Here is an 18,913-nt window from a genome sequence, read left to right as displayed (position 1 = left end):
TCGGTGCACGGCTTCACGCCCACCGACAGGAGCACGCCGAGGCGCTGTACCGGAACACGCTGATCGAGAGCTGGAACGGGTTCCCGCTGCGCCTCGCGTCACCGGCTCAAGGAGTGAACTGAAGATGTCTTTGTCCAGGCGCGTCGCCTCGATCGCGGTGGCTCTCGTGTTGAGCCTCGCCGGCGTGGTCGGTCCGACCGGCACGGCCAACGCCGAGGAGAGCACCATGTTCATGGTGTGCAACGACGGCGACTACTCAGTGCAGGTCACGTTCCTCGACCCCTACTACATCAGCCCGACCGTGCGGTTCGGGGGGTGCTTCGAATTCCCCGCCGAGCACGGTGAGCACCTCTACCTCACCTTCTTCCGCGAGAACAGCGAGATCCTGCTGTACTCGCCGGTGATCACCATGCTCCCGTCCCCCCACAAGACGCTCGTCCAGACCGGGCCCGACTTCGGTTCCCACAGCGTCACGCCCTACTGACGGGGTGCGCTGGGGCGAGGTGCCGCGCAGGCTCGGCGCGCGTCCCGAGCACGTCACCACCGGCATGTGGGTGCAGCCGCTCGCGTGGTCGGACAACACCGCCAAGACAGTCGCCGCGAGAGGAGCGCCACTCCGTGAAAGTCCTCGTCGCGGGCGGTGGCGTCGGTGGGCTCGCCGCCGCGATCAGCCTGCACGCCGCAGGGATCACCGATGTCCGCGTGGTAGAAGCGGGGGATCGAACCGGGAGCACCGGCGCGGGGCTCGTCCTGCGCCCCGCCGCGGTCCGCGAGCTGATCGAACTCGACCTGTTCGACCAGGTCGTGACCGGTGCGGTGACACCCGGCAGCGTCAAGCACTACAGCCCATCCGGCGAGCTGGTCCGGCAGGAGCCGCTCGGCCGCTCGGCGGGCTTCCCGTGGCCGCAGCTCTCGGTGCGGCGCGAGCACTTGGTCAGCGTCCTCGCCGACGCGGTGCGTGCCCGGCTGGGGCCGGACGCGCTCACCACGTCCGCCGAGGTGGTCGCGTGCGCATCCCGGCTGGACGGGCCCGCCGAAGTGGCCCTGTCGCACACGGACCGCGGTGTCACCGAGGTGGCCTGCGCCGACCTGGTGATCGGCGCGGACGGCGTCGGGTCGGTCGTGCGGCGGGCTGTCGCGCCGGGGGCGTGCCGCCCCGGTTCCAACGGCGTGGTCACCTGGCACGGGACGGCCGTGGTCGAGAACCTCCCGACCGGGGACTCGCTCGTCGTCCTGGGGGACCGCCACCGCGGCGTCACGCTGTTCCCGATCGCCCCCGCCGGTGCGGGGCGCGCACTCGTCGCGTGGATCGCACGGCGAAAGTTCGAGGCGGGTGAGCACGTGGGCGGTTCGGGCTGGCACCAGCGCGTCAGCGCCGTCGGCGTCCAACGCGACTTCGGCGACCTGGGCCTCGACTCGCTGGACCTGACGGAAACCTTCCGGGCCTCGCCGCACGTGCACAGGTACGCCGGAACGGAATCCGACCCGCTGCCCCGGTGGAGCACGCACAACGCGACCCTCCTCGGCGATGCCGCCCACGCGTTGTGCCCCAGCACGGGCCGAGGGCCGACGGAGGCGGTCGTGGACGCCCGCGTGCTCGCCGTGGCGCTGGCCTCCGGCTCCGATGTCACCGCTGCGCTCGCCTGGTACGAACAGGAGCGGCGAACCGCCGCTGTCCGCCTGCACGCCCGTGCCAGGCGCCACGACGCCGCCTTCGCCCGACGAGTGCCCGGCATGTAGGGGCAGACCTGGCACGACTGATGGGCACGCTCTGTCGCGGACGCTCGTCGCACCGTGCTCTTGATCTAGGTTCGACCTCGATCCGCAAAGTACCGGTTCCACGTCGTCGAGCGGTGGAGCCGGCTGTCCGTCCAGGAGAACAGATGCCCAGAACTGCCGTGCGGCCAGCGGACGCCTGCCGGTTACGAGCAGTTGTCGGCCACTCCGCGCCGGGCGCCACCCGCGGGGACGCGGCGTGATCGGAGCCGGCCCGAGGCGCGGTCCGGGTGAGCTGTTGGCCGACCTGCTGCGGTGCGCGCTGTCGGCGGTGGAGCCCGAAGTCGTCGCCGAACGGGTCGGTGCGGTGGTCGTGATCCGGTCCGCCCGGCACGAGGACCCGTCGGTGCGCGATTTCGCCCGGGACCTGCCGCCCGGCCCCGCGTCCGTCGTGGTCGGCCTCGGGGACGTGTCGCTCGCCGCCGTGGTCGACCGGCTGGCCGAGGTGCTGGCGGCGAGGCAGGAGCCGGGGGAAGTCAGGGTGCTGGCACCGGAGGGCTTGGCGGCGGTCGACGTGGCCGTGTGGCGCCGCCTCGCGGAGCGGACAGGGGTGACGCTCCTCGTTCCCGCCGGTCCGGTCCTGGTCGCGGGGGAGACCCTGTTCGCCTGCGACGGGGGTGAGGGCGTTCCCGGCCGGTGGGTGCGGTGCGCCCCTGGCGAGCCCGAGCAGTGGGCAGGACCCCGCCACCCGGCGCCGGGGTGGCAGGAAGGCTCGATCGGGGCCTGGCAGGAGGTCCCCGGGGGCGTGGTCGTCGAGCACCTCCCGCTGGGGATCGTGCTGCGCCCGCAGGGGGCGTTCCCCCCCTCCGAGTGGTACGCGGCCGCGCCGGAGCCTCACCACCTGACCGTCGTGGTCGGTGTACCGGACGGGCCGCCGGTGTGCGCCGAGGACGTGGCGGCCTACCTGTCGACGTTGCCGTCGGACCTGTGCGCGACGGCCCGCCTGGTGAGCGGGGACGGTCGGGACGTGGTGACCACGGGGCGGCGGGTCGCCGAGGTCCTGGGTGTCGGCGTCACCGTGGTCGACGGCGCGCCGCTCGTGCGCGAGGGCTGCCTCGACTTCGTGCTGCGCGACCAGGACGACAGGCCCACCTGGATGCCCTACCTGCGGGAGATCCGCTGCCTGCCCGGCGAAGTGCCGGCCCTCCCCTGGAGGTGGCGCGCGCCGCACCCCGGACTGGTGGAGCACGCCCCCGGCGTGTTCCGGGTGACCGAGCACTGGGTGCTGGGGGTGATGCGCAGCGGTCTGTGGCTGCGCGCGGCCGGTCGGCCGCACCAGCCGGTGCCGGTCGGTGCGCCGGTCGACCCGGCAGTGGTGACCGTCGCCGTCGGTGATCCCGGTTCGGTGCTGCCGGACGGGGTGTGGACCGTGCTGCTCGACCTGCTCGACCGCCTTGAACCGTCCGTGCTGCGTCGGGTGCGGTTGTCGGTGCTGGGAGTGCCGAGCGAACGGGGACGGGAGACCGCGTGCGCGATGGCCCGCGAACGCGGCGCCGAGATCCGCCTGTCCACCTCGGCCGGTCGCACCCCGGGATGAGCCGGTCGACGGCGTCCGGTGGCGACCGGGACCCCCGTGGGGAGACCACCGGGTCGTCAGGACCGGGGTCGGCTTCCGCCGGGGTCGAAACCGAAGTTCTGCGTCCACCAGTGGCCCGCGGCGTCGAGCACCAGCCCCACGCCGATCCGGGCGAAGTCGGGGAAGAGGATGTTGGCGCGGTGGTGCCGGCTGCGCATCCAGGCCGCCACCACCTGGACCGCGGATTCCTGGCCGAAGGCGACGTTCTCACCGCCGGGCTCCTCGTAGCCCTCGGACAGCATTCGCTCGAACGGGTCCGGTTCCCCGGCGAGCTGGTGGGCGAGCACCCGCCGGCGGGCCATGTCACCGCTGTGCCGGCGCGCGGAGCGCCGCAACCTCTCGTCCGCGACCAGCCGGGGCAGCCCGCGCCGTGAACGTTCCAGGTTGACCAGCGAGACGACCCGGTCCTCCGCCGCCTCGCGGGCCGGTTCACGCAGGGAGGCCACGGCGAGAAGGTAGGTCACCGCCGCTCCCCGGCGCGACGCCGTCGGCCGGACCGTGCCCGACCGCGCACCCCTGCCGGCCCGATCGTCCCGGAGGAGGGTCATCCCGCCGGGAACCGGGTGGTGCAGGCGTCGGCCGAGCCGGACAGGAAGCCCGTTCGGAACGCTGCCACCCGGGCGAACCCGGCCGGGATCACCGAGCCACGTGCATCACCGGCGATCAGGCTGCTCCGACCCAGCAGTTCGCGCATCACCTCGTCCACATCACCCGGTGACAGTTCCAGCCCCGCACTGCGCCCCCTCGCGATCGAGGACGCCCACCAGCCGGTCATGCAGGCGGTCCGCTGCCCTGCCACCAGTCCCGTGACCGGTAGTCCCAGGGACTCCTGCACCACCACCGCGTACCGCGACGCCACCGCGCCCAACGCGGCGAAGTCGCCGAGCCGCCCCACCTCCACCAGCGCCCCCGCGTCGATGCCGACGGCGCCGGCACAGGCCGCGGAGGGCGAGGTCCCCCGGCATCCCCGGTCGAACCCCACGGCCACGCCGGGGAACGCCGCCACCAGGCTGGCCCGCAGGTCGGCGAGCACCCGCGGGTCGCCTACGTCCGAGTCGTCCGGCCCGGAGTCCGGGTCCACGCGGTCCGGGCCGAGGAGTTCGCGCGTGCCGAGGTCCTCGGCCTGCTCGGCGTCGACGGCGGCGCAGCGGCCGGACCCCTCGGTGAACCCGAGCCGGAAAGCGGCGACCCGGCCGAACGCCGTACTGCGCGCCCTGCCGGTGCCGGAGTCGGCGCCCGCGGCGCCCCGGGTGGCGAGCAACGTGGTCAGGACCTGGTTGAGGCCGGGGCCCGTCGATACCCGGAACCGATCCGAGCGGCCCTCGGCGACCCAGCGGAAGTAGTCGCCGGTGTAGCAGTCGGCCCGCTGGACCTCCACGGCAGGCGGCACCCGCCCGCGGGTGCCCGCCCGGGACTGCACGGCTTGCCCGATCGCGTGAGCCAGTGCCGCGATCACCGGGATGTCGTCGGGCGAGCGCGACAGCTCGCCCCTGTCCCACGCGACGAGGTCGTTCTCCGGGCAGTAGGAGGCGTGTGCCGAGCCGGCGGTACCCGTCCCGCACGGCCGAGCGGCCGTGTTCCGCGAGTCGTAGGACACCAGCCGCCGCACCGGGGTGAACTCCCCGCCGAAGACGCTCGGGTACCGCTGCCGCCAGAACCGCTCGACGTCCGCGACCGCCGACGCGGCGAGCAGGTCGGTCCGTTGGCCGTCGGTGTCCTCCGGTTGCCGTTCGGGCGCGGGGGCGCCGGGTTTGACACCGCTGTCCCCGGTGGTGACGGGCATGCCCGCCACCGTCGTCGGGTCGAGGGCCTCCGCCCCGGACACCGGGCCCCGAGTCGTGCACCCGGCCAGCACCAAGGCCGCCACCAGCGTCGCGGTCCTCACATCAGCCCAGCGCAACGGACCGGGGCCCCTCGGGGAAGCCGATGGCCGCCAGGTCGCGCACATCGCCCACCGTCACCTCGCTCGTCCCGCGGCAGCCGGGTTCCGACCACAGCCTCACCCGACCTGCGGGCACCGCGGACAGGAACGTGCCGCGCACGTCCTTGCACCCCGGCCCGGCGATCGCGGTGGAGGACTTGCCGCCGGAATCGTCGAAGTCCTTGCCGGAGAACAGGGTTATCACCCGACCGGTCGCCTCGCCGAGGGGGACGAAGGTGGTGCCGGTGGGTGGCCGGTCACCGGGAACCGCCTTCCGCCCGTCCGGCGCCACGGCCGACCACATGCCGTCGACCCCGTGGCCCACCGCGTCTCCCGGGTCGCGATCACCCGCGTACCGGTAGACCGGCCGGCCGTCCACGGTTACCTGCGACCGGCCGTCCTCGCGCTCGACCACACCGACCTCCGTCCGGGGGACACCCGTGAAGAACACGCTGCCGCCCGCGCCGACGGTGACCGGCGGCCACGTGGCGGAGCAGCCACCGCCGCAGGTCGACCCCGGCGGACTCGCGGTGTCCCCGTCGAAGCGGTACAACGTCATACCGGCCCCGTCCACCACCACCGGGTCCAGCTCAGCCGCCCGTGTCACGCGCAGCTGGACCCAGCGTTCCTTGAGGTCCCGAGGCGCGGAGTCCGGTGCGAGATCACCGGTTCGCAAGTCGGCCCGGTTGGAGCGGGCGGTCCCCGGCAGCAGCGAGACGCCGCTGCCGTCCGCGCCCTCCTGCCGGCGCGCGCCGTCGGTGCCCGCCGCCCCCGAGCCACAGGCGGCCAGGGCGAGCGCGCCGACGGCCACGAGGCCGACAAGGGATGCGACATGCCTGCACGACACCGTTTCTCCTCGATTCGTCGATGGTGACCCGGGGCCGGTCGTCGTGGTCCGCAGCAGGGGCGCATGGTCCGGCCCGGTACGGCCAGCCTCATGGAGCCGTTCCCGGCCGACAAGCCGCGTGCGCGGCGACTGCCCGAAGGCCCGCGGCTCCTTGCACGAACCACCGCCGCGGTGTGCGGATCAGCAGGAACCCGTCAGCGGACGACGTTCCCGATCGCGGTCCCGGTGGTGCGGCACTCGACCGCACCACCGGGACGGTCGTCAACCGCGGTGCCCCGTCAACGCCCTCGCCTGGGCCTCCAGTGACCCGGACGGCACCGTGCCCACCCCGCCGTCCACGGGGACGTCCGGGCGCGGCGCGCCGGCGCAGGTGGCCCCCGGTGCCGGCAGGGTGCCCTTGATCAGGTAGTCGTCGACCCGCTGCGTGACGCAGGCGTTGCGGCCGTACATCCCGTGGCCGCCCTGGTCGGTGACGGTCAGCAGGCGGTCGCGGAGCCTGTGGGCCATCGCCGGACCGCCCTCGTACTGGGTCTTCAGGTCGAAGTCGGCCTGCACGACCAGTCCCGTGGGGTAGCCAGCACGCCTGAGGGGCACCGCCTTCTCCAGCGGGGTGAAGCTGCGGAACGCGCAGACGCTGGGCGCGGCGGCCATGGCACCCGGCCCGTAGGGGTAGTGCTCGCGGTAGAAGCGCATGGTGCGGTAGTACACGTTCAGGTCGGTCGGCCAGTCGACCTCGCAGGTGATGGCCTGGTAGCTGCCGTTGACCCGGACGGTGTCCTGCCGGTCGAGCACGATCCCCAGGGCGGCGGCGGCGTCGTCCGACAGCGCACCGGACTCCGACGCCTTGCGGAACTCCAGGACCATCATCGTGGTGACGTGCCAGTTCGGCCGGACCGTGGTGTTGCTGCCGAGGACCTGGTCCAGGACGTTGCGGTCCACGACCGGGAACTGCCCCGGACCGCCCACCCACGGCACCGGCTCCTCGGCCAGGCGCGCTCCGAGGGCATCGGTGGACGACTCCACCTCGGCGGCGGTGCGGCCGAGGCCGTAGGTGTCGTTGCGCTGCGCGACCCACGCGGCCCAGGCGTCGAAGTTCTGCCGCGACGCGACGGCCTGCTGCTTGGTGGCCTCGTAGTAGAGCCAGTCGGGGTGCATCGCCGAGTCGAGCACGCTGCGGTTCAGGCGACCCGGGAACAGGCTCCCGTAGACCGCGCCCAGGTAGGTGCCGTAGGAGATCCCCAGGTAGTTGATCTTCCTTTCGCCGATGACGGCGCGGATGACGTCCATGTCCCGGGCGGTGTTCGCCGTGCTGATGTACTTGCGCAGGTCGCCACCGGCTTCCCGGCACCGCTGCTCGTCGTGGCGCGCTTCTTCGGCGATGACGGCGATCTGCTCGTCGGTCGGCCTGGTCGACGCCGTCCACGTGGTCGGCAGGTCGCACCACAGGCGGGTGGAGAGCCCGCTGCCCCGCGGCGAGAAACCGACCAGGTCGAAGTGCTTGACGAGCACCTGGTCACGCAGGTCGCCGGGCATGTAGATGCCGTCCTGGCCGGGACCCCCGGGGTTGAGCAGCAGCGAGCCCTGCCGCTCGGACGAGTCCTTGGCCCGGCGCCTGCTGACCGCGATGTCCAGCGTTCCGTCCTGCGGTCGCCGGTAGTCCTTCGGCACCAGGATCTTCGCGCATTCCGTGTACGCCGGGACGAGGGGCGGGTCCGGGACGGGATCCGCGGCATCGCCCCCGGTGTCGACGGCGGACGCCTGGGGGAAGACGTTGTTGCAGTCCTGCCACACCGCCTGCTGCTCGTAGAACCGGTCGAGCCCTCGACCCGGCTCCCCGCCGTGGGCGATCGGGGCGAGCGGCACCACCGCCCCGAGCGCCAGGACGAACGGGAGCACTCGTTTCTTCATCTGATCCGCCTTTCTGGGTTCACCCGGCCGCGACGTGCCGCGGCCGGCCGTCGAGGCGGGGCGGCAGCACCGCTTCGACTGGAAATCGTTTCCCGCTCCGCTGTCCGCGGTCCGTCCGGGCCTTCCGCCGATGCGCCTCACGCCGGTGGGACGGCCGGCACCGCCGCGGCGATCACCGCGGGACGCGGGGTCACCTACCGCCCGCCGGGGGTGCGGCGGGGATCCCGCCGGACGGCCCGCACTCGGACAAGGCGTCCTGGAGCGTCTTGTCGTCCACTCCCGCCTCGTCCACCGGGACGCGTCCTCCGGCATCCGGGTCGGGAACGTCCACCCCGTTCTCCCGCATGCACCTGGCGAACGCGAGGCGTTCCTCGCCCGCCTTCGGGTCGGACGGGTCGAAGCGGGCCTCGGGCCGGTGCTCCTCGCACGCCCTGCGGGCTGTCGCGTGGGTGGCGGGGTCGTCCTCCGGGCCGATGGCCGGCGTGCCGATGCGGATCGAACCGTCCTCTCCGAACTGCGGGTCCGACATGTCCACACCGTTGTCGCGCATGCACTGCGAGTACTTCAACGCCTTGTTCTTCTCGTCCTCGGACAAGGAGGAGCGCTCCCCGCCGCCGGCATCGCCGCACCCGGCCACCACTGCGGCGACCAGCAGGGCCAGTGCTCCTGAGAGCCTTTTCACGTCGTTCTCCTCATGTGTGGACCCATCAGTGGTCAGGTCTACCGAGGGGGGTGTTTCAGGCTGGTTTCCCGGTGGCGTCCCGGCCGGCCTTATGGCGGGGAAACCCGGGACGGGGCATGCTCTGGTCCGAGCGCGAGCGGAGGCGGACATGAGGGTGTTGGTGGCGGAGGACGAACGGGTCCTCGCGGACCTGGTGGCCGATGGGCTGCGCGCCGAGGGGATGGCGGTCGACGTCGCCTACGGCGGGCTGTCCGCGCACGAGCGGCTGGCCGTGCACGACTACGACGTGGTGGTGCTCGACCGGGACCTGCCCGGGATGCACGGCGACGACATCTGCCGCGAGCTGATCGCCTCGGGCGCCCGCACCAAGGTGTTGATGCTGACCGCGGCCGGCACCCTGGAGGACCGGGTGGCGGGCCTCGACCTCGGCGCGGACGACTACCTGGGCAAGCCGTTCGAGTACGCGGAGCTGGTCGCCCGGCTGCGGGCACTCGCCCGGCGCGCCGAGCCGGCGCTGCCGCCGGTGCTGGTGGCGCGGGGTCTGGAGCTGGACCCGGCGCGGCGCGTCGTGACCCGCGACGGCCGCCGGGTCGAGCTGCGCCCCAAGGAGTTCGCCGTACTGGAGGTGCTGCTGCGGGCGCGTGGCGCGGCGGTCAGCGCCGAGCAGCTGCTGGAACGGGCGTGGGACGAGTTCGCCGACCCGATGACCAACGCGGTGAAGGTGACGATGTCGAAGCTGCGCGCCAAGCTCGGTGAGCCCGCGGTGATCGAGACCGTACCCGGCGCCGGCTACCGCATCCCGTGATGGCCGGGTTCGTGTCCCCGCGGCTCACCGTGAGGGTGAAGATGACCCTGCTCCACGCGGCGGTGCTGCTGGTGTCCGGCGCGGTCCTCCTCGCCGCTGTCTACCTGCTGATGGCCCGCACGGTCGGCGACAGGATCGAGGCAGCGCTGTCCACCCCCGCCGTGGCTCCGCTGCCCACCCTGTCCGGTGAGGAACCCCGGGTGGCGCAGGCCACCGACGGCCTGGTGGTGACCAGCACGAACGCCGCACTGGGGGCGCTGCTGCTGTACTCGGCGCTCGGCTTGCTCGTGGTGACGGTGCTGTCGGTGGTCGTCGGCTGGTGGCTGGCCGGGCGGATGCTCAGGCCGCTCCACCACATCACGGCCACCGCCCGGCAGCTGTCCTCGGAGAACCTGCACGAACGCATCGCCCTCGACGGCCCGCCCGACGAGCTGACCGAACTGGCGGCCACGTTCGACGTGATGCTCGACCGGCTGGAGCGGTCGTTCGACAGCCAGCGCCGGTTCATCGCCGACGTTTCCCACGAACTGCGCACCCCGCTCGCGATCCAGCGCGCCGCCATCCAGATCGGCCTGCGCGATCCCGACGAACGGCGCCTGGCACGGGTCCGCGAGCAGATGCTGGACGCCAACCGCCGTACCGAGCAGCTCATCGACAGCCTGCTGGTGCTGGCCCGCAGCGATCAGGGACTGGCCGACCGCGTTCCCGTCCCGCTGCACGAGGTGGTGTCCTCGGTCGTGGAGCAGCACACCGCGACCGCCGCCGCCCGCTCGATCAGCGTGGAGGTCGTCACCGAGCCGGTCGTGGTCCTGGGCGACCGCGTGCTGCTCGCCCAACTCGTGACCAACCTGGTCACCAATGCCGTCCGCCACAACGTGGACGGCGGCTCCCTCGCCGTGCGCCTCGACCACGAGGGCCTGGTGGTGGTGAACACCGGGCCGGTCATCGACGCCGACGTGCTGCCTTCGCTGTTCGAGCCCTTCCGGAGAGGGCCGCGCCGCAGCGAGTCCTCCGACGGCGGTCTGGGGTTGGGCCTGGCGATCCTCACGTCCATCACCCGGGCCCACGACGGCGAGGTGAGCGCCCGCGCCCGTCCGGACGGCGGCCTCGAAGTGCGGGTCCGCATCCCGGTGTCGCGCCTGTCGCCGGTGTGACACCGGTCCCGTCGGGCGCGCGCTCCCCGCTTGCACCGGACCCCGCCGGAGGACCTCGTCGTGGTGCTGGTGCCGCGTGGGCGCGCGGCACGAGCACTCCGCTCGGCACCGGGTGCGCGGCACCTCGGGACGAAGCCCCCGGCTACCGGTGGGCGTGGGCCTTGACGGCCGGGCTCCAGTAGCTGCCGTAGGTGTGGAAGACGTCGTTGGAGACGTCCGTGGTGTAGTACGGCGTGCTCCGGGCCGAGTCCTCGGGGTTGTTGGAGCTGATCACGATGCCCACCACCTCGCCGCCGGAGTGCGTGGTGACGATGCACTGGTTGCCCCAGGCGACCGTGCTGTAGATGTCGCGCGCCGGGAAGTAGGCGTAGGAGTGGTAGTCGCTGCCGTAGTTGCACAGGGTGAAGCTGTAGCCGACGGCGGAGGCGGTGCCGGCGCCGGCGATGACGCTGCCGGCGGCCACCGCGGCGACAGCGGCCGACGCGAGGACGTTTCGAACACCACGGGCAATGCGCATGACACTCCTCGAAGGTCGTACGGGTTGGTTCCGGACGACAGTGTGGGCAAGGCGCGACCACCGGAGCGCACGGGAAGCGCCGCGCCGGCCTGAACGGGCACCCGACGCTGCCTCGACGCCCAACCGGGCGCACCGGTCGGGTCGCGTTCTGCTGCCCACCGGGGCCGATGTCCACCCGGGCGACACACCGGACCCGAGCCGGAGGTGGCGGTCCCCGGGCGGGTGCGGGTGGTCCGCGTGCCCGAAGGGGACGTTCCTCCTCGACCGGCGGTCACAACCACGACTCGCGCATTGCCCTGGTCCACGTCACCCGGTGACCGTCGTCCAGACCGGCCCGCACGAGGAGGGACAGGGACATGGTGCTGCCGCCCAAGTGGTTCTGGAGGTTGCGGAGGCGGGTGACGAAGCTGTCGCCGCCCCGCTTCCCCCTGCTGGGGAGGCGGCGGTCAGGAGCCTCGCCGTCGCCGGCCAAGCCGCCCGGACGCCCGCTCCCGCGGTTCTCGCCGGCCCGGTTCTCCCTCCCCCGGGTCCCGCTGTCGCGGTTCCCGCTGATCCTGCCGGTCGTGGTCGTGGTGGTGGCGGTCGCCGCCGCCGTGATCGCACTGGGCACCGGCGACCGGGGCACCGGTGCGGCCTCCACCGGCTCGTCCACGGCCGTCACCACCAGGACGGCGCCCGGCGCGGCCTCGCTGCCGAGCTCCCCGCCACCGTCCGGTTCGGCGTCGTCGACCGCCCCGGCCCAGGAACCGCCCGTCGCCCGGGCACCGGGGCAGCCCGTCCCCGCACCCGTGCCCTGCGGCCGGTTCTTCGACGACTTCCGCTACTCCTCCAGCCGGGACGGACGGCTGGGCGAGGCCGGGTGGACGGCGCGCGGCGACGCCGGTGGCCCCGGTCCCCAGGGCGCGGCGTGGTCCGCGGACAACATCACGTTCCCGGTCGTGGACGGGGAGCAGGTCGCGCAGCTCAGCGCCTCCACCGACGGTACTGCGGCCGGCACCAGCCAGGCCGAGCTGTTCCAGGGCGAGCGGCGGTTCCGAGAGGGGACCTACGCAACCCGTGTCCGGTTCGCCGACGCGCCGGTCGACGGCGAGGACGGTGATCACATCATGCAGGCGTACCTGGCCCTCTCGCCCGCGAAGGGGGACTACGACCCCCTCTACAGCCAACTCAGCTTCACCGAGTACACGCCCAACGGCGCCTGGGGCGGCAACGAGCCGCTGCGCAGCCACGCGAGCTTCTACACGCTGAGGGCCGACCCGTACGACGCCAAGCAGGCCGTGGACTCCGTCCCCGGCAGCGCGGCCGGCTGGCACACGCTGGTGGTGCAGGCGGGAGGCGGTCACGTGCGCTACCACCTCGACGGCGTCCTGGTCGCGGACCACACCGTCGACCAGGAGGGGCACTCCGTGCTCCCCCGGCAGGACATGGCGCTGCACTACAACTCGTGGTTCGTGGACCTCGCCGGGCACCGGGGCGGCCGCAGCACGTACGTGCAGCAGGTCGACTGGACCTACTACGCCCAGGACGCCGTCCTCTCGCCGGCCGACGTCGTGCAGCAGGCCGCCGGCTTCCGGTCCGGTGGTGTCGAACGCCTCGACACGCTGCGCGGGGCCCCGAGCCCGTGCACCGGCTGAGCCCGGCGGTCGGCGCGCGGGCGGAACGCGCGGCGTCGAGTGGACGCGCGGAAGAGGATCGCGTGGTCCGGACGGGCAGGTGCCCGTGCGGCGGTGATCACCGGAAGCGCACCACGTGGTCAGCTCGGCGGAGACACCAAGGACGGAGATGGACCATGGCGTTCCACACCCGGCGCACCGAGCCCGTGCCGGCCGCGCACGACCTCGTGACGTCCTCGACGGGACCTGCCGCCGCGCGGTGCCGATCCCGGCCGGACGTGTCGTCGAAGGTCCGGCGCGCGCTGACGACCACACGGCGGCTGGGCCGCGCGAGTCCGCGCGCCGCAGCCCCGCGCGGGACGTCGCACCGGTCCCCGGCACCTGCGGGGCACCTGCCGCTCGCACGCCGCCTGCCCGCCTGATGGCGTCGGGTGAAGGGGGCCCGGTGGACGTCCGGGACGTGGAGTTCGCAGGTGACCTGTTCCTGCGCCTCGCCGAGGACGGCCGGCTCGTGCTGGAGCCGGCCGAGGCCGACAGGGTCATCGCCGGGTTGAAGCACACGCTCGACGTGGTCGCCGACCGCCTGCGCGTGGTCGACCTGCTGCACGGCACGTCACTGGACGGCCTCCGCCGCGCGCACCCGGAGGTCGAGCGCGCCGTCGTGGACGCGGTGTTCCTGGAACAGGTCACCGGCGGGCGCCTGAGGCGGACGGTGGAGGAGCTGCCCAAGTACATCAAGGCGCTCGAAAGGGCCAAGAGCCCCGTGCCACCGCGGGCGGACCGGTAGGACCCCTCGTCACCGAGGAGCACGGCCGAGCGCCGTCCGCACCGGTGTCCCGCACCGGCCCCGGTCGGCCTGGTGGAGCCGCGACGACCACGTGGACGTGCCCGGCGACCGCTCGATCGCTCGATCGCGGTCGCCGGGCACGCGGTGCCCACCCGGGTGGTCGCGTCAGGCGGCGTTCAGCGCCTCGGTGGGCGACAGCCGGGCGGCACGGGCGGCGGGGAACCAGCCGGCGACGGAGCCGATCAGGACCGACGAGCCGACGCCCACCGCCACCGCCACCGCCGGGACGGTGATCGGCCAGCCGCTGTGCAGGGCCCACCCGGCGGCGGTCGCCAGGCCGAGCAGGACGCCGGTGAGGCCGCCGAGGAGGGACAGCAGCACCGCCTCGGTGAGGAACTGGGTCCTGATCTGCCTCCTGCCCGCGCCCAGGGCCCGGCGGAGGCCGATCTCGGCTCGGCGCTCGACCACGGACACCACCATCGTGTTGGCCACGCCGATGCCGCCGACCACCAGCGCGACCGCGCCGAGCCCCAGGTAGGCGGTGGCGAAGGTGGTCTGCGCGGCCATCTTCGCCTGGAGCGCGTCGGACGGGCGGCTGACCTCGACCTCGTTCGGGTTCTGCGGGTTGACCGTGCCCGGCAGCAGTTCGGCGATCCGCCGCACGGCGTCGTCGTCGGAGCGCTCGTAGACGGTGGTGGGGTGGCCGTCGAAGCCGAGCAGCGCTTCGGCGGCCTCCCAGCCGATCAGGGCGGCCCGGTCCAGTTCGGCCGCCAGCTCCACCGGGGCCAGCACGCCGAGGACGGTGAACCAGCGGCCACCCAGCCACACCTGCGTGCCGGGCGCGTCCACGCCCAGGTGCTCGGCCGCGGCCGAGCCCAGGACCACGCTCGGGTACCGGCCGGTGGCGGTGTTGAGCCACGTGCCGGTGCGCACCCGCGCGCCCACCACGTCCGGCAGGTCCGGGTGCGCCGCGAGCACCTGGACGGCGCCGGTGGACCGCGGGTCGGTCAGGTCGGTGCGGTGCACGGTGGCGCCGCGCACCTCGCCCGTGCCGCCGGCCCGGTGCACGCCGGGCACCCTGGCGACCATCGCGACGACCTCGCGGGGCAACCGGCTCGTCTCGCCGGTGAACGTCTTGCCCGCGCTCACGCGGAGCAGGTTCGTGCCCAGCGCGTCGAGCTTCGCGGCCAGTTCCGCCTGCCCGGCCGCGCCGATGCCGAGCAGGGCCACCAACGCGGCCACGCCGATCGCGATGCCCAGCGCCGACAGCGCGGCCCTGCCCGGTCGGCCGGCCACGCCCACCAGGCCGACCCGGATCAGCTGGAGGAACCGGACGCGGGCCGGGTGGGGGAGCGGGGCGCTCACCACGACGTCAACGCGCTGTCGTGGCGGACCCGGCCGTCGAGCAGCTCGACCCGGCGCGGCAGCGAGGCCGCGATGCCGAGGTCGTGGGTGATCACGACGATCGTGGTGCCCTCGTCGTTGAGCTGCCGGAGCAGGTCGAGCACGCCCGCGCCGGTGGCCGAGTCCAGCGCGCCGGTCGGCTCGTCGGCCAGCACGACCGCCGGGCCGGAGACCAGCGCGCGGGCGATGGCGACCCGTTGCTTCTCGCCGCCGGAGAGCTGCGAGGGCCGGTGCGCGACGCGGTGGCCGAGACCGACCCGTTCCAGCGCCTCGGTCGACCGCCGCATCTGCTCGGAGTGGCCCACGCCGTGGTAGAGCAGGCCGGTGGCGACGTTCTGGGCCGCGGTGAGGTGCGCGGTCAGCAGGAACTGCTGGAACACGAACCCGATCCGCTTCGCCCGCACGGCCGCGAGCTGCCGGTCGTCCAGCTGCGCCACGTCGTGGCCGAGCAGCCGCACCACGCCCTCGGTCGGCCGGTCGAGGGTGCCCATGAGCTGGAGCATCGTGGACTTGCCCGATCCCGACGGGCCGACCACCGCCAGCAGCTCACCCGCGTGCACGCTCAGCGACACGCCCCGCAGCGCGTGCACGCGCCCGGGGTAGGTCCGGCTGACCCGGTCCAGTTCGATCACCGGCGGGGTCACGACGTGGCCACCCTGACCTCCGCGCCCTCGGCCACGCCGGTGACCTCGACCCGCCCGTTGCCGAACAGGCCCAGCTCCACCGGGGTGAGGTCCACCCCGCCCGGCCGCACGACCTCGACGCCGTAGCCGCCGCCGGGCAGCGCCAGCAGCGCGTTGACCGGGACGGTGATCACGCCTTCGCGCCGTTCGGTGGTGAAGTGCACGGTGGCCGGAGCGCCGTCCAGACCGCCCGCCGTCGCCGGGTCGACCAGGGTGACCAGCACGTCGATCACCGCCGTGCCGTCGTCGCGGTTCCTCGCGACCGTCCCCACCGAGGCGACCGCGCCCTTCGTCCGGACGCCCCCGGGCAACCGGACCTCCACCTCCGCGCCCTGGCGGGCGATGGCCTGCTTGGCGACCGGCATCTCCACCGTCACCAGCCGCCCGGTGCCGCTGGCCCGCAGCACCGGTCCACCCGCGCCCGCGCCGAGCACCGAGGTCACCTCGGTGACCCGGATCTCGCCGGGCAGCACCACCACGTCGCCCACGTCGAGCGCGCCGGTGCGCTCCAGGCCCTTCACCCGCTGCCACTCGCGCAGCGCCGCCGCCGTGGTCCAGGTGAACGCGTCGTCGGGCGTGCCGGGGAACAGGCCCAGGTCCTTGAGGTTCTGCTCGACCAGGGTCACGTCCGACCCCTTGCCCACACCGGCCTCGACTCGCCGCCACAGCGGCTTGTCGCCGCGCCACAGCGGGACGGGCCGGTCGTCCACCGCGAACACCCGCTCGTCGTGCCGCACGACCGAGCCCGGCGCGGGCAGCCAGGTGAACACCCCGCCGGCCCGCGCGGTCACCTGGTACGAGCCCGCGTAGCCGAGCGTGCCGCCGACCTGCTCCTGCTGCACCAGGTCCCCCCGGTCCGCGGTGGCCGTCCCGCCGGGCGGGTCCGGCACGACCTCCGCGACCCGCTCCTGCCCGGTGACCGCGACCGCGGCCACCCCACCCGCGCCGGCGACCAGCACCGCCGCCGCGACCACCACCGGGAGCCGCTTCACCGGCCGCCTTCCGCGGGTGCGGCGGGAACGGAACCGGCCTTGCCGCACGCGGTCAGGGCGTCCTGGAGCGTCTTGTCGTCCACGCCGCCCTCGTCGATCGCCATGCCCTTCCCGGCCTGGGGGTCGGGCACGTCCACGCCGTGCTCGCGCATGCACCGCGCGAACTCCAGCCGTTCCTCCATGACCTTCGGGTCGTTCGGGTCGAAGTGGGTGGAGGACCGGAACTCCTCGCACGCCTTCTGGGCCTTGGTGAACGCGGTCGGGTCGTCGTCCTTGCCCAGGGCCGTCACGCCGCCCCGGACGGACCCGTCCTCCCCGAACGTCGGGTCGGGCATGTCGACGCCGTTGTCGCGCATGCACTGCGCGTACTTCAACGCCTTGGTCTTCTCGTCGGTCGCGGCGTTCCCGCCGCCGCTCCCGGTCGTGTCGCCGCAGCCGACCACCAGCGCGGCGAACAGCAGCACCAGTGCTCCCAGGCGTGTACCCACGTCGTTCCTCCTCGGTTCGCAGGTCCGTCGGGAGCAGGTCTACCGAGGGGGGTGTTTCCAGGCGGTTTCCGCCGCGGGCGCCCGGTCCTCCCGGGACCGCGGCGGAAGTGCTGCTCGCGGTGCCGGTACGGGCGCACGCGGTGCGACGTACCTCACTCCGTCGCGTGCGTCCGCAGGGGACGAGGACGACGGCAGGTCGGCGGGCAGGAGTGCGGACCACGGCCCACCAACGGCATGAGGTCCGACCGGTCCGACCTCTGGTGGCACGGCGTGGACGGCACGTTCGCCGGCTCCCGGGTGGAGATCGCCGGGCACGTCGCGGCCGAACCCGGCGTGTCCGAGGACGGCACCACCCGGGAGGAAGCCCGCCCGCGGACCGCCTCGGCCGCCGCCGAGTGCACCTGGTCGACCGTCGTGCCGGACGGGCACCATCCACAACGGACCACCTGCCGCCGAACAGGGCGGAAGACGGCAGGCGGCACTCCGGTCCGGGTGCCACGTGGACGGGCCGGCGGTGCAGCGGCGACCGCCACGGGGCGGTACCGGAGGGACGGTCGGGTGCGTCGTCGGCCGGACTTGTGGGCAAAGGTGGCGGGACGGGTGGGCAAACGCCCGGCCCGCCACCGCATCACGCCACCGATCGCGTGGTGTGCTTGGCGCAGGAAACCCGGAAGGCGGTAGACGTGGTCCTTCACCCACAGCGTGCCGGTACGGCGTCGACGGTGGCGGACTCGGCCCCGCCCCGGAAGACGCAGTGCGCCGTCTGGTACCGCACCCGCCTGGGCTGGCCGGTCGAGGTCGTGGACGGGGATGTGCAGCTGTCCCTCACCGCGGGGCTCACCGCGTTCGAAGTACCCGCTCACCTCGCGCCCCGGGTTCTCGGGCGGTTGAGGTCGATCGGGACCGGCGGCCCGGCCCTGCGCACCGGCCACGGGCGCGTGGCGTTCCTGTGCGATGCCGACGACCTGGTGCTCGTTCGGTCCGACATGCCGCTGGGGGTCGCCCAGTTGCGGGCTTCGGCACGACTGGTGCTGCCGCGGCCCGACGACGCGGGCGCCTGGGTCGTTTCGCCCGAACTGGACCGCGGGGTGCTGCCCTCGGCGAGGGCGGTGCTCCACGCGATCACCCACGTGACCGCCGCAGCGGCGTGTGAGGTGTCACGACGGGCACCGGTCCACGTGAGCCGCTCCCGGCGCCTTCGCCGGTGAGTTGTTCCTGCGTCTCGCCGCGGACGCGGTGTTCGAGGAACAGGTCACCGGGGGACACCTGCGGCGGACGCCGCACGAACTGCCCGGGTACACCGAAGCGCTCGAAACGGCCAAGCGGCCCGTGCGACCCGAACAGACCCCGAACGGGCGGGTCCCGAACGGGCAGACCCCACCTGAGACATCCGGAGGCCGCTCGCGGGGCGAGCTCGACGGTCCCGCGGGCACCGCTGCGACGTGATCGCGCCGGGAGCCGTCCGACGGGGAACGCGACTCGTCGATCCGATGCGGTCACCGACCACCGCGGAAGCCCGCCCCGAGGTCGGCACGGGAAGTCGGCGTTCCCGTTCAGGCACTCTTGCGGGGGATTGCCGAAGTGCCGTTCGCGACGCGCGCCATGATGACGCCGCGCGTGCGTTCCACCACCGACACGGAGGCCGTCCACCCATGACCGGAGCAAACCGCGGCGTCGTCGCCGACACGACCGAGGTGGTCCGCTTGTCCGGGCAGGTCGATGGGCGGCAGGCCGCGCCGGCCGCCGACTGGGCGACCGGT

Annotated in this window: 18 protein-coding genes; 8 read left to right on the top strand and 10 right to left on the bottom strand. The window is 73.8% G+C overall.

Going from position 1 to position 18,913, the window contains the following annotated elements:
- Positions 1-124: 124 nt before the first annotated feature.
- The 3 genes from ACR807_RS14025 (at position 125) to ACR807_RS14015 (ending at position 3,313) form a co-directional block, all read left to right on the top strand.
- A complete protein-coding gene (locus ACR807_RS14025; RefSeq protein ID WP_438921727.1) occupies positions 125-484 on the top strand; it encodes a hypothetical protein in 360 nt (119 codons plus the stop codon).
- Positions 485-618: 134 nt separating this feature from the next.
- A complete protein-coding gene (locus ACR807_RS14020) occupies positions 619-1,740 on the top strand; it encodes an FAD-dependent monooxygenase (protein WP_438921726.1) in 1,122 nt (373 codons plus the stop codon).
- A 235-nt stretch (positions 1,741-1,975) separates the two neighbouring features.
- On the top strand, positions 1,976-3,313 hold the full coding sequence (locus tag ACR807_RS14015; RefSeq protein ID WP_438921725.1) for a serine/threonine-protein kinase: 1,338 nt from the start codon (positions 1,976-1,978) through the stop codon (positions 3,311-3,313).
- A gap of 56 nt (positions 3,314-3,369) precedes the next feature.
- On the opposite strand, the gene ACR807_RS14010 is transcribed toward ACR807_RS14015, so the two are convergent.
- The 5 genes from ACR807_RS14010 to ACR807_RS13990 form a co-directional block, all read right to left on the bottom strand.
- On the bottom strand, positions 3,370-3,816 hold the full coding sequence (locus ACR807_RS14010; protein WP_438921724.1) for a CAP domain-containing protein: 447 nt from the start codon (positions 3,814-3,816) through the stop codon (positions 3,370-3,372).
- Positions 3,817-3,896: 80 nt separating this feature from the next.
- Positions 3,897-5,237, bottom strand: coding sequence for a neutral zinc metallopeptidase (locus ACR807_RS14005; protein WP_438921723.1), 1,341 nt, complete (start codon positions 5,235-5,237; stop codon positions 3,897-3,899).
- Position 5,238: 1 nt separating this feature from the next.
- Positions 5,239-6,120 carry a COG4315 family predicted lipoprotein gene (locus ACR807_RS14000; RefSeq protein ID WP_438921722.1) on the bottom strand — a complete coding sequence of 294 codons (882 nt, stop codon included), beginning with the start codon at positions 6,118-6,120 and terminating at the stop codon, positions 5,239-5,241.
- A 261-nt stretch (positions 6,121-6,381) separates the two neighbouring features.
- Positions 6,382-8,028, bottom strand: coding sequence for an alpha/beta fold hydrolase (locus ACR807_RS13995; protein WP_438921721.1), 1,647 nt, complete (start codon positions 8,026-8,028; stop codon positions 6,382-6,384).
- A 190-nt stretch (positions 8,029-8,218) separates the two neighbouring features.
- Positions 8,219-8,710, bottom strand: coding sequence for a hypothetical protein (locus ACR807_RS13990; RefSeq protein ID WP_438921720.1), 492 nt, complete (start codon positions 8,708-8,710; stop codon positions 8,219-8,221).
- A gap of 148 nt (positions 8,711-8,858) precedes the next feature.
- Here ACR807_RS13990 and ACR807_RS13985 point away from each other — a divergent pair, with 148 nt between their 5' ends.
- Positions 8,859-9,515 carry a response regulator transcription factor gene (locus ACR807_RS13985; RefSeq protein ID WP_438921719.1) on the top strand — a complete coding sequence of 219 codons (657 nt, stop codon included), beginning with the start codon at positions 8,859-8,861 and terminating at the stop codon, positions 9,513-9,515.
- A gap of 41 nt (positions 9,516-9,556) precedes the next feature.
- The gene (locus ACR807_RS13980; RefSeq protein ID WP_438921718.1) at positions 9,557-10,669 is read left to right on the top strand and encodes a sensor histidine kinase; all 1,113 of its coding nucleotides are present in this window, start codon (positions 9,557-9,559) and stop codon (positions 10,667-10,669) included.
- Positions 10,670-10,811: 142 nt separating this feature from the next.
- Here ACR807_RS13980 and ACR807_RS13975 read toward each other — a convergent pair whose 3' ends face one another.
- On the bottom strand, positions 10,812-11,186 hold the full coding sequence (locus tag ACR807_RS13975; RefSeq protein ID WP_438921717.1) for a hypothetical protein: 375 nt from the start codon (positions 11,184-11,186) through the stop codon (positions 10,812-10,814).
- Between the two features lie 356 nt (positions 11,187-11,542).
- On the opposite strand from ACR807_RS13975, the gene ACR807_RS13970 reads away from it, so the two are divergent.
- Both ACR807_RS13970 and ACR807_RS13965 read left to right on the top strand, forming a co-directional pair.
- Positions 11,543-12,820 carry a glycoside hydrolase family 16 protein gene (locus ACR807_RS13970; protein ID WP_438921716.1) on the top strand — a complete coding sequence of 426 codons (1,278 nt, stop codon included), beginning with the start codon at positions 11,543-11,545 and terminating at the stop codon, positions 12,818-12,820.
- Between the two features lie 424 nt (positions 12,821-13,244).
- Positions 13,245-13,586 carry a hypothetical protein gene (locus tag ACR807_RS13965; protein ID WP_438921715.1) on the top strand — a complete coding sequence of 114 codons (342 nt, stop codon included), beginning with the start codon at positions 13,245-13,247 and terminating at the stop codon, positions 13,584-13,586.
- Between the two features lie 165 nt (positions 13,587-13,751).
- Here ACR807_RS13965 and ACR807_RS13960 read toward each other — a convergent pair whose 3' ends face one another.
- The 4 genes from ACR807_RS13960 to ACR807_RS13945 are packed head-to-tail and all read right to left on the bottom strand — an operon-like array spanning position 13,752 to position 17,153.
- Positions 13,752-14,951: an ABC transporter permease gene (locus tag ACR807_RS13960; protein ID WP_438921714.1), complete on the bottom strand. Its 1,200-nt coding sequence runs from the start codon at positions 14,949-14,951 to the stop codon at positions 13,752-13,754.
- On the bottom strand, positions 14,948-15,634 hold the full coding sequence (locus ACR807_RS13955) for an ABC transporter ATP-binding protein (protein ID WP_438921713.1): 687 nt from the start codon (positions 15,632-15,634) through the stop codon (positions 14,948-14,950). The genes ACR807_RS13960 and ACR807_RS13955 overlap by 4 nt, the downstream gene beginning before the upstream one ends.
- Complete coding sequence (locus tag ACR807_RS13950) at positions 15,631-16,665, bottom strand: peptidoglycan-binding protein (protein ID WP_438921712.1); 1,035 nt, start codon at positions 16,663-16,665, stop codon at positions 15,631-15,633. The genes ACR807_RS13955 and ACR807_RS13950 overlap by 4 nt, the downstream gene beginning before the upstream one ends.
- Positions 16,662-17,153 carry a hypothetical protein gene (locus ACR807_RS13945; protein WP_438921711.1) on the bottom strand — a complete coding sequence of 164 codons (492 nt, stop codon included), beginning with the start codon at positions 17,151-17,153 and terminating at the stop codon, positions 16,662-16,664. The genes ACR807_RS13950 and ACR807_RS13945 overlap by 4 nt, the downstream gene beginning before the upstream one ends.
- A 722-nt stretch (positions 17,154-17,875) precedes the next feature.
- Here ACR807_RS13945 and ACR807_RS13940 point away from each other — a divergent pair.
- Complete coding sequence (locus ACR807_RS13940; protein ID WP_438921710.1) at positions 17,876-18,361, top strand: hypothetical protein; 486 nt, start codon at positions 17,876-17,878, stop codon at positions 18,359-18,361.
- The last annotated feature ends 552 nt before the right edge of the window (positions 18,362-18,913 follow it).

This window comes from Saccharothrix sabaoui, assembly GCF_051756985.1.
Taxonomy (GTDB): Bacteria; Actinomycetota; Actinomycetes; order Mycobacteriales; family Pseudonocardiaceae; genus Actinosynnema.
Note: the sequence above shows the minus strand (reverse complement) of the source record. Positions and strands in the feature narration are given on the sequence as shown.

Excerpts from the sequence above, each read along its gene's own strand:
- ACR807_RS13980 (WP_438921718.1), top strand. The coding sequence starts at position 9,557 with ATGACCCTGCTCCACGCGGCGGTGCTGCTGGTGTCCGGCGCGGTCCTC.
- ACR807_RS14025 (WP_438921727.1), top strand. The coding sequence starts at position 125 with ATGTCTTTGTCCAGGCGCGTCGCCTCGATCGCGGTGGCTCTCGTGTTG.
- ACR807_RS13970 (WP_438921716.1), top strand. The coding sequence starts at position 11,543 with ATGGTGCTGCCGCCCAAGTGGTTCTGGAGGTTGCGGAGGCGGGTGACG.
- ACR807_RS13985 (WP_438921719.1), top strand. The coding sequence starts at position 8,859 with ATGAGGGTGTTGGTGGCGGAGGACGAACGGGTCCTCGCGGACCTGGTG.
- ACR807_RS13975 (WP_438921717.1), bottom strand. The coding sequence starts at position 11,186 with ATGCGCATTGCCCGTGGTGTTCGAAACGTCCTCGCGTCGGCCGCTGTC.
- ACR807_RS13995 (WP_438921721.1), bottom strand. The coding sequence starts at position 8,028 with ATGAAGAAACGAGTGCTCCCGTTCGTCCTGGCGCTCGGGGCGGTGGTG.